Annotated in this window: 10 protein-coding genes, 2 tRNA genes and 1 pseudogene; 10 read left to right on the top strand and 3 right to left on the bottom strand. The window is 39.8% G+C overall.

Annotated features, from left to right (window positions below):
- Window positions 1-234 precede the first annotated feature (234 nt).
- From NYP65_RS02205 to NYP65_RS02185, 5 genes are all read left to right on the top strand, one after another.
- Entirely contained in the window at window positions 235-1,872 is a 1,638-nt protein-coding gene (locus tag NYP65_RS02205) for an InlB B-repeat-containing protein (RefSeq protein WP_004130538.1), read from the top strand.
- A gap of 172 nt (window positions 1,873-2,044) precedes the next feature.
- On the top strand, window positions 2,045-2,371 hold the full coding sequence (locus NYP65_RS02200) for a type II toxin-antitoxin system RelB/DinJ family antitoxin (protein WP_004130540.1): 327 nt from the start codon (window positions 2,045-2,047) through the stop codon (window positions 2,369-2,371).
- Complete coding sequence (locus NYP65_RS02195) at window positions 2,368-2,649, top strand: type II toxin-antitoxin system YafQ family toxin (RefSeq protein ID WP_004130542.1); 282 nt, start codon at window positions 2,368-2,370, stop codon at window positions 2,647-2,649. The genes NYP65_RS02200 and NYP65_RS02195 overlap by 4 nt, the downstream gene beginning before the upstream one ends.
- Before the next feature lie 579 nt (window positions 2,650-3,228).
- Window positions 3,229-3,408, top strand: a complete 180-nt coding sequence (locus NYP65_RS02190; RefSeq protein ID WP_430886666.1) for a helix-turn-helix domain-containing protein — start codon at window positions 3,229-3,231, stop codon at window positions 3,406-3,408.
- 8 nt (window positions 3,409-3,416) lie between these two features.
- Window positions 3,417-5,135 (top strand): DUF262 domain-containing protein, encoded by a 1,719-nt coding sequence (locus NYP65_RS02185; RefSeq protein ID WP_060785520.1) that lies wholly within the window; start codon window positions 3,417-3,419, stop codon window positions 5,133-5,135.
- 255 nt (window positions 5,136-5,390) lie between these two features.
- Here NYP65_RS02185 and NYP65_RS02180 read toward each other — a convergent pair.
- Together NYP65_RS02180 and NYP65_RS02175 are read right to left on the bottom strand one after the other, a co-directional pair.
- Window positions 5,391-5,723 (bottom strand): annotated as a pseudogene (locus tag NYP65_RS02180) (type II toxin-antitoxin system RelE/ParE family toxin).
- Window positions 5,720-6,025: a type II toxin-antitoxin system RelB/DinJ family antitoxin gene (locus tag NYP65_RS02175; RefSeq protein ID WP_473410542.1), complete on the bottom strand. Its 306-nt coding sequence runs from the start codon at window positions 6,023-6,025 to the stop codon at window positions 5,720-5,722. The pseudogene NYP65_RS02180 and the gene NYP65_RS02175 overlap by 4 nt, the downstream one beginning before the upstream one ends.
- Before the next feature lie 625 nt (window positions 6,026-6,650).
- On the opposite strand from NYP65_RS02175, the gene NYP65_RS02170 reads away from it, so the two are divergent.
- On the top strand, window positions 6,651-7,997 hold the full coding sequence (locus NYP65_RS02170) for an ATP-binding protein (protein ID WP_473410541.1): 1,347 nt from the start codon (window positions 6,651-6,653) through the stop codon (window positions 7,995-7,997).
- 230 nt (window positions 7,998-8,227) lie between these two features.
- Window positions 8,228-9,667 carry a pyruvate kinase gene (gene pyk, locus NYP65_RS02165; RefSeq protein ID WP_032839776.1) on the top strand — a complete coding sequence of 480 codons (1,440 nt, stop codon included), beginning with the start codon at window positions 8,228-8,230 and terminating at the stop codon, window positions 9,665-9,667.
- A 287-nt stretch (window positions 9,668-9,954) separates the two neighbouring features.
- On the opposite strand, the gene NYP65_RS02160 is transcribed toward pyk, so the two are convergent.
- Window positions 9,955-10,028, bottom strand: a tRNA-Leu gene (locus NYP65_RS02160).
- Window positions 10,029-10,276: 248 nt separating this feature from the next.
- On the opposite strand from NYP65_RS02160, the gene NYP65_RS02155 reads away from it, so the two are divergent.
- The 3 genes from NYP65_RS02155 to rsfS all read left to right on the top strand — a co-directional run bounded on the left by NYP65_RS02155 (window position 10,277) and on the right by rsfS (window position 12,358).
- A tRNA-Arg gene (locus NYP65_RS02155) sits at window positions 10,277-10,349 on the top strand.
- Between the two features lie 83 nt (window positions 10,350-10,432).
- Window positions 10,433-11,845 (top strand): bifunctional UDP-N-acetylglucosamine diphosphorylase/glucosamine-1-phosphate N-acetyltransferase GlmU, encoded by a 1,413-nt coding sequence (glmU, locus tag NYP65_RS02150; RefSeq protein WP_473410774.1) that lies wholly within the window; start codon window positions 10,433-10,435, stop codon window positions 11,843-11,845.
- A gap of 45 nt (window positions 11,846-11,890) precedes the next feature.
- A complete protein-coding gene (gene rsfS, locus NYP65_RS02145; RefSeq protein ID WP_473410540.1) occupies window positions 11,891-12,358 on the top strand; it encodes a ribosome silencing factor in 468 nt (155 codons plus the stop codon).
- Window positions 12,359-12,362 lie beyond the last annotated feature (4 nt).

The following is a 12,362-nucleotide window of genomic DNA, read 5'->3' as shown; positions in this document are numbered from 1 at the left end:
ACAGACAGACAGACAGACAGACAGACAGACAGACAGACAGACAGACAGACAGACAGACAGCGTGATTTTGTCTTTTTTGTAACATAATTTTTTACAATTTTCACCACTCTATACACTATTTATTTTGAATTCGCACATAATTTTTGGCCTATAAACCTATATTTGCGCTATATAAATTTTTGAATTTAATAAAAAATTATTATTACTATAATCATTAATTTGGTTGGGAATAAAATGAATAATAAAATAATAAATAAAGTTATTAGTTTAATAGTTGCTTTTATAACTGCGATTGGACTTTTTGCAGGGGTTGTGAATGCACAAGCTGATAGCAAAACAACTACAGAAGTTAAGAAATATCCGCTTTCACTTGATATGGATATTGTTTTAAAATCTGGAGATGGTTACATACATCCAGGTGCTAAAAATCAAGTCGCCAAGAACATTGAAAATATGTGGGAAAATCTTCCGATAACTGTCGAAGATGAAAATGGAAATAAAATTGATGTCAAGAAAGAGCTGCAATCTAACTTTCAGCGTTTTGTTGGCAATTTTGCGATAGGACAAAAATTAACAATAACGATTGATACTAATAGCATTCTTGACGGTTATAATCTTTCTTATAATGCGGATCATGAATATATTTCTCAAGCAAGCGGTTATTCTAAATTCACAGTCAAATATCACCTCGACAAAGATAATGACCCTATGGTTGTTAGAATTTCGTTTGGAAAAATGAATGTGAAATTCGATCCTAAGGGCGGAAATATTGGCAGTGAGTCGGGCACAATCATAAAAACTGTAAAAAAAGATAATACGGTTGATTTCCCAGCTAACCCAACAAAAAAAGATTTGGAATTTGGGGGATGGTATACCGAGCTTCCTGATATTGAAGCTTACCGACAGCGTAACATTGTAGGCAAACGCTACTATTGGGATAATAATTCGCTATTTTCGGATTGTAACCGTGATTGGCAGACATACAATGATACTACTTTAGACCCATTATATGATGGTGTATTTTTACTTCGCGCACAATGGAATGCAAGATATACATTTAATGCTAATGGCGGCACCTTTAGTGATGGTACAGCCAAGAAAAGTGAAGCAGTACAGCAAGGCAAGAATATTAATATATTGCCTGCGCCTACGCGCGAAGATTATCAGTTCTTAAACTGGGCGGATGCTGCTGGTAACACTTACAATCCAGGTGATACTTATACTTTGAATGCTAATACCGTGTTTACTGCCGAGTGGAAGCAGATTCGCAATACAGTTACTTTCAAGAACGGCGATAAGACTCAAACGGTAAAGGTGGAAACTGGTAAGGCTATTGATACGGATGCCTTGACTGGCCAGTCTATGCCTAAGAATCCAACGAAGGATGGTTATACTTTCAAAGAGTGGAATACAAGCTCGGATGGTAAAGGTAAAGCATTTACTGGCACAACGACTGTTGATAGTGATTTGACTGTGTATGCCATCTTTACGAAGAATACAGGCAGCGATGATGGTGGCGATAATGACGACAACAATGACAGCGGAAGTGTTGAACCAGATTCAAGCGATAATCCTGAATTGAATGTTGGAGGCGGCAGCGTAAATAACAATAGAACGTTAGACGGTGCTGCGAACGGCTCGGCAGATGGTGCTGCAAATGGTGCAGCTGCCAATGGCTCGTCAAACGGTCTCGCAAACAGAAGCGGTTCTGCTAAGTCGCGGACTGCTGGCACGCGCTCTTCTGGAGTGCTGCCAAATAGTGGTGCGGATGCCTCTGGAGTAACTCTTGCATCCTTCGTCTCTATTGTGTTTGGTTTATTTGTGGCTTCTTGCGCTGTCATAAATCTCAATAGTGCTAAGCATTTGCGCTAGTTTGCATTATTGTGTAAGTCATAAATAAATTAAGGCGGGCACTGGTTAAACGGTGCTCGCCTTGTTCTTTTAGATTGCCTTATTGTTTCTTGCGCTTTGTTGTTTGCGTTTGCAATTCCTATTCAGTTATATTACTTTAGTTGGTCTGAATTATATACAATGTAATGATAATATGTTGAATATAAACGAATATTTGCGTATAGTAAAAGAAGATGGAGGTATTGTTGTGACTACTACGAATTTAAATATCAGAACAGATAAGGGAATTAAGGAACAAGCTGATAAGATTTTTTCAGAACTCGGTCTCAATATGACAACAGCAATTAACATGTTTTTGCGAACAACTATTCGTGAGAACGGGATTCCATTTTCTCTTAAATTAGAGGTTCCAAATGATACAACGATTGCTGCTATTGAGGAGGGTAGACGAATTGCATCTGATCCTAGTGTAAAGGGTTATAGGAATATGGAAGATCTTAAGGCGGCTCTTGATTTATGAAATACGAAGTAAAATTCACGAATCAATTCAAAAAAGATCTTAAATTAGCTAAGAAACAAAATAAAAATACGGATAATCTTTCAGAAGTAATTAATGTTTTAGCCAATGGTGGCGTGCTAGAAGCTAAATATTGCGATCATTCTCTGACTGGAAAATATAGCGGAACAAGAGAATGTCATATTGAACCAGATTGGCTTTTAGTATATGAAATTAAGAATGAAGTTCTTGTTTTGATGTTATATAGGCTTGGTACGCATTCAGAATTGTTTAAGAAATAAAATAACACATTTTTAAATCTACAGCTTTTTTATTGATAAAAGGTTTAATGTGCAAGCGTAAGTGCGATGTTTCATAGTTTTCCTTGCGAATTGGTGGGATATTAGTACGACGATTGGCGAGTTTTTGTTCCGACGATTGGCGAGATATTGATATGACGATTGGCTATGTTTAGAAATGTGGTTGTAAGTGCTAAACGTTAAAAGGTTTAATTAGTGGCGGCTCATCAATGCGATGGACTCTAAAGGTGATGTGTTGCTTATGATTATGGCCTCTCTTGCATGGCAGGAATCGGAGTAGCTTTCAAAGAATGTTAAGATGTGTATTCAGTTCAGATATCAGAACTGCGAGATTCATGTCAATCACAACTGGTTCTTGGGATACACCAAAGATGAGAACGGACACCTTGCAGCAATACATGGTGTTTTTGTCATTTATAGAAAATTTATATGGTGGAATTATGCCAGGATTGAATTTATCAATCAAATAGTTTATAGCGTAATAAGTTTAGGTGTGTTTTAGACATAGAGGATAACGATGAAGACATTTGATATGATTAAAGAATTATGTAATAAAAAAATATAAGCGTTTCGGAACTTGCCAGACGGATAGGGCAGACTTCGCAGAACTTTGGTAAGAAACTGAAACGAGATACAGTTACTCTTGAGGAGTTGAAACAGATAGATGATGTTATGAAGGTTACCTTTGAGCAATCATTTATCTTCCCGGGTGGAGAAATGATAAAAACAAGTAATGAGTGAGAGAAATCATGGCATACGAAAAGAAAAGTATTAGAGCAATAATAGATGATGTAAATAGTAGAAGATTCTATCTTCCTGCTATTCAAAGAAAATATGTGTGGGGAGATTCACAGATCACAAGATTAATGGATTCTATCATGCTTGGATATCCTATTGGAACTTTTCTTTTTTGGAAAGTTAAGAAAACTATTGTGAACCAAAAAGAGTATTCAATGTATGAATTTATAAAAGATTACCATGAGCGAGATATGTGTAAGAATCCGGCTGCACCGCAGCCGTTCCCGTTTGGTAGTGGAGATGAAACGATCTGGGCTGTTTTGGATGGCCAGCAGAGATTGACTTCTCTATACATAGCTTTGCAAGGAAGTATGAGCAGAAAACTTCCAAACAAAAGATGGAAGAATGATGATGCATTTCCGAAGAAAGAACTGTACTTTGATTTGCACAGTGAAAAAACTGATGATGAGGACATTTCTTACGATTTCAGATTTTTAACAGCAGAAGAAGCCGCAAAGAATAAGGACAATAAGATATGGTATTTAGTAAAAGATATTCTTAAGTATTCAGCTGAAGATTTATTAACAGAAGTTATCATTCCAAATGGCTGGGCAACAGATAAAGTTGCAACAAAGAACATTTCGCTTTTACATACAAGACTTGTTACTGATGAAATTATCAACTACTTTGAGGTAGAAAAAGATTCGATTGACAGCGTATTAGATATTTTCGTTAGAGTAAATTCTGGTGGAACCGTTCTTTCAAAGAGTGACTTGTTATTCTCTACTATTGTTTCTCATTGGGATAAGGCAAGGGATGAAATTGATAAGTTGCTTTCTGAAATAAATAAGAAAGGCGAAGGATTCAAATTCTCTAATGACTTTATAATGCGAACTTGTTTGTATCTTTTAGATATGTCCGTAGCATTAAAAGTAGAAACATTCAAAAAAGACAGTGTATTAAAAATAAAACAAAACTGGGCTGCAATCCGAAAAGCCATCAAGGATACAGTTGATTTGTTAAATGAGTTCGGATTTAATTCAGAAAACATGATTTCTTATGTGGCTGTTTCTCCTATGGTTTACTACAGATACAAAGGTGGTGATTTCGATTCAAGCAGTAAAGCTGAATTAAGAAAATATATTGTAATCGCACAGGTAAGACAGATTTTTGGCACCGCATCAAATTCTGCACTGACAAGCATAAGAGAGGCATTGAAGGCTGCGCCATCTAATTCATTTAGTATGAAAACTCTAAATGGGATTAGATTCACAGGTGACAGAACTCTTAGATATACTGCGGATGAGATTGATTCAATGTTTGATACATACGAGATTGGAGCCTATACATTTATGTTGTTATCTCTTCTGTATCCAAATTTGAAATATAGTCAGAAGGGATTCCACCAAGACCATATGCATCCGTATACGGGATTTGAAGAAAGCAAAATTGATGGTTTGATATTGCCGGACGGAACAGTGATTGATGATGATACTAAAGAAGATTGGCGTAGAAGAAGGAACACATTAGCAAACCTTCAGTTGCTCGAAGGCAGAGAGAATGAATCTAAGAATGCCACACCACTCGTTGATTGGTTGAAGATTACTGAAAATAGTGAAAATGCTAAGTACCTTCCAGGAAATATTTCTTATGAACTTTCAAATTTTGAAGAGTTTATGGAGAAACGTCAGGAATTGATGAGCAATGCATTAAAGGATATTCTTTTATAGTATTTTCCTATACAAGCAATAAGGCTACCCAACACTTGTGTCGGCTCGACATACCGATTTTCAGGGGGATGACTGTTCTATGATTGCCCTATACAGCAGGTGGATTATAGGTTACTCGTTGAACAATCAATCCACGTGGAGAGTGTCGTATTAATGTTGAGGGGTTAAAGCTGGGTGTGCATTCCGTAACGTTCAAAATTACGCTACTTCTTTCGCTACTTAGTTCGTTTCAATTCTCGCTCAAAAAATCGTGTATTAGTTGTTTGTGTCGTTAACAATATTTTCTATATTTCTGCCTGAGTAGAAGATACGGATAACAGTAACTGTAGTTTTATTTTCGTCTACTTGGTAAAAAACTGTGTAGTTATCTATGGGAACTCTGTGTATTCCTTTAGAACACCACGGCTCCCACTTAACAAGTGTATATCGCATAGGCATAGTCTCAAGAGAACGTATAGCATGCTTAATGCGGTTGACTTGTTTTTCAGCTATTCTTAGAACTTATAATGTAAAACGAATGTATTCGTATAGCTCTGTAAGATCAAGGAACGCTTGTGGAGAATAAATGATTCTGTATGATTTGCTCATACTCCGTATTCTTTAGCGAAGAATTGGTCTACTTCATCTGCACTGTCTAGTTTGCCAGTTGAAATAGAGTCGATGCCTTTTTGTAATTCTTTATCCAACTCGGCTCTTGTTAAGCTGCCTAAAGCAGTAGGCTTATTAGTTGGCAAGCGGAGTTCAAATGGCATGCCTTTTTGTAAAACAATCTGGCTGTAAAGCATTTGGATTGCTGAAGATGGTGTTATTCCAAGTTGGTTCAAGATGTTTTCAGCGTTTTCTTTAAGATTTGTGTCGATTCTTGCATATACAGCGTTCGTGTTTGTCATTGTGTTCGCGTCCTTTCTGACCTTATTTTACAAAATTCTTGCAAGCATATGCAAGCGAATGAAAGCAAAAGTTTAACTACTATTCAGATTATAGATTCCCGTTGTTGGTTTAGGTATTTTTTGTTGGATGGAAATTAGGCGTATTGGTAAACCTGAAGGAGTGTGAAGATGGCTGCAAAATATTAAGATGTGCAAGAATTGCTAGAAAAAGCTGATTTTAATGCTAGCTTGAGTTTGCTTTAGTGAGGACGATTGGAAAGCGCGGTGTGTGAAATACATGTCGTCAAGTCATAAAGGCCAAAATATTTAGTGTGTGCAGCAATTCTTTTGTTGCGTGTATTTTCATGTTTTATGCGAGCGCTACTTAATGCGTAATGCGTATCAATGCGTATAATCGTATAATAATGTGATAAAAAACACCAAAATATGTATAATAATGTGATTAAATGCATTAAATTATGTATAATAATGTGATACACGATAAAAGATAACGCAAAATATAACAGAATAACCGCAGAATTGTTGCAACATAATAACGTAGCAGAACAATCACGCGTAAAAACAGCAACGCACTAATACGGCTGCAATATCTAATAGCGTAATGCAAGATGAAAGGTGAGTAATCATGAAAAGGCTGATTATGAGCAAACTTTTAGCATGGAAGAACTCGCCGTATCGTAAACCATTGATATTAAAAGGCGTGCGTCAAGTTGGTAAAACTTGGATACTAAAAGAATTTGGTAAGCTTTACTACAAAAATATTGCTTATTTTAACTTCGATGAAAACAAAGAATATAAGCAATTCTTTGAAACCACTAAAAATGTGGAGCGAATTTTACAAAACCTCACGCTTGCAAGCGGCCAAAAAATCGAACCAGAAAACACGCTGATCATATTTGACGAGGTTCAAGACTGCCCAGAAGTAATAAACTCTATGAAATATTTTTGCGAAAACGCTCCGCAATATCATGTTGCTTGCGCTGGATCATTACTTGGAATAACGCTTGCAAAACCATCTTCATTCCCAGTTGGAAAAGTTAATTTTATGCAAATAACCCCAATGAATTTCACAGAGTTTTTACTTGCTAATGGAGATGAAAATCTAGCGAAGTATATTGAACAAATCGATAAAATAGAGCCGATTCCAGACGCATTTTTTAATCCTCTATACGAGAAATTAAAAATGTATTATGTTACAGGGGGAATGCCTGAGTCAGTTTTAATGTGGGCTAAAGCGCGAGATGTAAACGCAATGCAAGAAACATTGTTTGAAATTATAACAGCTTATGAACGAGATTTTGCGAAACATCCTAATGTTAGTGAGTTTCCTAAAATATCAATGATTTGGAATTCTATTCCATCTCAACTGGCGCGTGAAAACAAAAAATTCTTGTATAAAGTTGTTAAAAATGGTGCTCGGGCAAGAGAATATGAAGACGCTTTGCAATGGTTGGTGTCGGCACAATTGGTGTATAAAATCTATAGAAATACTGCGCCGAATTTACCTATTGCTGCTTATGATGATCTATCTGCTTTTAAGATTTATCTGGCAGATGTTGGTTTGTTAAGGCGATTAGCACAACTTGCTCCTACTGCATTTGCGGAAGGCAATAGGCTGTTTACTGAGTTTAAGGGTGCTTTAACAGAAAATTATGTTTTGCAGGCGTTACTTACTCAATTTGAAGTTATGCCTAGATACTGGTCTCAAACGAATCCGCCTTATGAAGTGGATTTTCTTATTCAACGAGAAAATGATATTTTCCCTGTTGAGGTTAAATCTGAAGCAAATATTAACAGTAGAAGTTTGAAAAAGTTTAAAGAACTATTCCCTAATCAAACGAAATTACGTATACGATTCTCGCTGAATAATCTAAAACTAGACGATGATATGTTGAATATTCCGTTATTTATGGCTGATTACACGGATAAGCTTATAGAACTTGCGCTGAAAGATTGCACTGAAAGAAAATGATTGATAAGTTAGCGTGACTAATCGCAAGTTAAGAGTGATTAATAAGTGAGCGCAGCTAGTCGCATGTTAGTCGCGGGTTGATTGTGGGTTAGTCGCAAGTTAGTCATGTTTAATCGTAGTAAATAAATAGTTGCGAGTTTTGCGCATAGGTCACAATTTGCTGGTACACTATTACTCGGAAAGTGGGTATTTTCCCATTTAAAAATAAACAAAGGAAACAGGCAGGCATTATGAGAAAAGCCAAAATTGTTGATACTATTGGACCAGCTACCGAATCGTTAGAGGGCATTACCAAGCTTGTTGAAGCTGGCATGGATGTTGCTCGCTTAAACCGTTCGCATGGCACTCCTGAAGATCATTTGCGCGTTTACAACAATGTGCGCGAAGCTTCAAAGACTACTGGTCGTAATGTTGCTGCTCTTGTTGATTTGCAGGGTCCAAAGATTCGTTGTGGTTGGTTCAAGAAGAACGCTGACGGCGAAGATAAGGTTTATTTGGAAGAGGGCCAAGAGTTCGTTATTACTACAGACGATATTGAGGGTGATGAGCATCGCACTTCCACAACCTTCAAGGGTTTGCCAGGAGATTGCCACGCAGGCGATCCAATTTTGATTGATGATGGCAAGGTTCGTCTTGAAGTTACCAAGGTAGAAGGCAACGACGTACACACTAAGGTTGTTGTTGCTGGCCCAGTTTCTAGCCACAAGGGCATTAACCTTCCAGGCGTTGCCGTTTCTCTTCCAGCATTGACTGAAAAGGATGAGTCTGATCTTCGTTGGGCTATTCGCACTGGTGCAGACATTATTGCTATGTCGTTCGTGCGTTTTGCTACCGATATTGATCGCGCTCACGAAATCATGGACGAAGAAGGCCGTCGCATTCCAATCGTTGCAAAGATTGAGAAGCCGCAGGCTGTTGCAAACTTGGAAGAGATTGTTAAGACCTTCGACGGCATTATGGTTGCTCGTGGAGATATGGCAGTGGAGATGCCACTTGAGCAGGTTCCACTCGTTACCAAGCGCTGCATTGAGCTTTCTCGCCAATACGCAAAGCCAGTAATCGTTGCTACCGAAGTTCTTGGATCAATGGTTAACTCTCCAGTTCCAACTCGTGCAGAGGCTTCTGATTGCGCTAACGCTGTTCTTGACGGTGCCGATGCAACTATGACCTCTAACGAGACCGCAGTCGGCAAGTATCCAGCAGTTACCGTTCAGACCATGTCTCGTATTTCTCAATACGCTACTGAAAATGGTTATGATCGCATTCCATCTGTGGAGCTTGACATGTCTAGCACGGGTGCAGTTTCTTCTGCAGCTGTAGACTTGGCAGACAAGCTTAACGCTAAGGCAATTGTTGCTTACACGCAAACTGGTCGTACCGTTCATCGTATTTCTCGCGAGCGCCCAGCTGCTCCAATCTATGGCTTGACCAACAATGAGCACACTTATCACTGGTTGGCTTTGAGCTGGGGCACTGAAGGCTTCTTGATTAACGAGGACTACCACGATATGAACCGTCACGATCTTATGATCTTCACCGACAAGGTTCTTCGTGAAGCTGGCAAGGTTGAAGACGGCGACAAGATTGTTGTTTTGAGCACTGCTCAGGGTGAGCGCCAAGCTGGTCGTACAGACTCCATTTACGTTCACACCGTTGGTGCTTGCGATTAATCGCTAGTTGATTGCTAGTTAATCGTTAGTTTTCTAAACGCGCATCCTTTTGGGTGCGCGTTTTTGTTTAGTGCGAATCTTGTGATTTCTTACGTTACGATTTAAGTTCGAAGTTGTCGATTCCCGCGTTTGTTTACCATTTGAGCCAAAAAGGGAACAAACGCAGGAATGAAAAACGCTACGAGAATTAGGTGTGTCGTTTGGTGTGTTGTTTGTGTGTTGTGCAAAATCGCATGAGAGAGAGGATAACAAAAACGCCGCTTAGAATGTAAGCGGCGTTGTGCACGTGCCCCCGGTGAGACTCGAACTCACACTGCACAGATTTTGAGGCTGTTTCCTCTACCAATTGGGATACAGGGGCATCTTAAATTATCCGCGTTTTAACGCGACTTGATGACTATACCACATTTTGCAGAGTAATCAAATATACCGCGTGTTGCGTGTAAGAAAGCTAGTTGCGTGCGCGCGGAAAAATCGCCAGCAACCGCGCGCCGAAAACCCAAAGTAAAATAAAAATAAATAAATATAAATCAAAACAGAAATATTAATTTGCAAATTCTTTAATACTGGGTGTGTTGATGTAAGAATTTTGGTATAATTGCAACTTGCGCCTCTGTAGCTCAATGGATAGAGCAACGGCCTTCTAATCCGTTGGTTGCGCGTTCGAATCGCGTCGGGGGCACTTTGCTTTGCTCTTGTGTTATGTGAAAAATGTTTGTCACGTATTATGCAAAATAAGGAGCACTTGTGGAAAATCATAGTGTAATGGAAAATGCTAGTGTAGCAGCATCAATAATTCTGGCAGCAGGTGATGGGACGCGCATGCGTTCAACAACGCCGAAAGTGTTGCACGAGTTCGCTGGAAAAACGTTCTTAAATCGCGTAATGGACGCAATGGCAGGCGTAAACCCAGGGGAGCTTGCTGTTGTAGTGCATGCTCAAGCTCAACGAGTATCAGAAGCTGCACAAAGTTACAACAACGCTGTTCGGATTATAAATCAAGACGATAAGCCTGGAACGGGTAGAGCTGTGCAATGCGCAATGCGAGATCTTAATGAAGCTTCAAAACAAGAATGCGGTAATGCGCTTAAAGGGGCTGTGTTAATCGCAGCAAGCGATATGCCACTTTTAGACACGCAAACATTGCAATCATTAATCGATTTTCACAATAATCAAGGAAACGCGGCAACTGTTTTAACCGCTGTTTTAGACGACGCCACTGGCTACGGGCGAATTGTGCGCGGAAAAAATGGCGATGTTCTGCGAATTGTAGAACACAAAGATGCCAATGCAGGAGAGCTTGCGATTAAGGAAGTTAATACGTCTGTGTACGTGTTCGATGCGGAAGTGCTTACAGACGCAATATCCAACCTTAACTCCAAGAACGCTCAAGGCGAGTTTTACTTAACGGATGCGCTAGAGCACGCTCGCACAATGGGACGAGTTGGAGCAATGGCGGCAGCAGATTCGTTGAGTGTAGAAGGCGTGAATACGCGCGTTCAGTTAGCTGCGCTTGCAAAAGCATACAACAAGCGCGTTTGCGAAAAGTGGATGCTTGAAGGCGTAACGATTCTAGACCCAGAAAACACGTGGATTGAAGACGATGTTGTTTTGCAAGAAGATGTTACGGTTCTTCCAGGGTGCTTCTTGCAAGGTCACACGATTGTTAAAAGCGGTGCGGTTGTAGGACCGTACACTACGCTTATTGATGCGCAAGTAGACGAAGATGCGGTTGTGGAGCGCTCGCGTGTGCAAGAATCGCATATTTGCCGCGCTGCAAACATTGGTCCGTGGACGTACTTGCGACCAGGTAATGTGCTTGGCGAGGAGAGTAAAGCTGGCGCGTTTGTGGAGATGAAGAAAGCGCATATTGGAAACGGCACTAAGGTTCCGCATTTGAGCTATATGGGCGACGCTGATTTGGGAGAGCACACGAATATTGGCGGTGGCACGATTACAGCAAACTACGATGGCGTGCATAAAAACCATACGACTATTGGCTCTAACGCGCATGTTGGTGCAGGAAACCTGTTTGTAGCTCCAGTTACTGTTGGAGATGGAGTTACAACGGGTGCAGGCTCTGTTGTGCGTCACGATGTTCTAGCGGATTCCATGGTGTATTCGGAAAATACGCAGCACGTTGTAGAAGGCTGGAAGCCAGCTTGGGAGCGAAATTAGACGATTCGTTGGTTGACGGTAAGTACGGTAAGTTAGGAGAAACATATGGCGGCTTTAGAAAGCTCTGTTAACGCGATTAGGATTGCTGCGGCTGCAGCCGATAGGTTAAAAGCCACTAATTGCCAAGCTTTTGACGTTAGCAATCTGCTTGGAATTACAGACGCCATGCTGATTGTTTCTGCATCTAACGAGCGTCAAGTCTTAGCTGTTAGTGAAGAAATCGAAAAAGACTTGTACTTAAAAGACAACAAACGCAAGCCAATATCTAGAGAAGGCTTAGAACTAGCACAGTGGGTTTTGCTTGATTTTGGCGACTTTGTGATTCATATTATGCACGAGGAAGCGCGCGAGTTTTATCGCCTTGAGCGTTTGTGGAATGATTGCCCTGTAATTGATTTGCAACTTCCAGAGCATAGCGAGAGCGATGCGGATGGCAATGATGGCGATGATTCAGATGATGGCGATTATGTCGATGATGCGCAAAATGGCGATAATCAAGAGTCTGAAAGGTAGCGCA

The organism is Gardnerella sp. c12Ub_1, from assembly GCF_055804375.1.
This window is presented reverse-complemented; position numbering and strand designations above follow the sequence as displayed.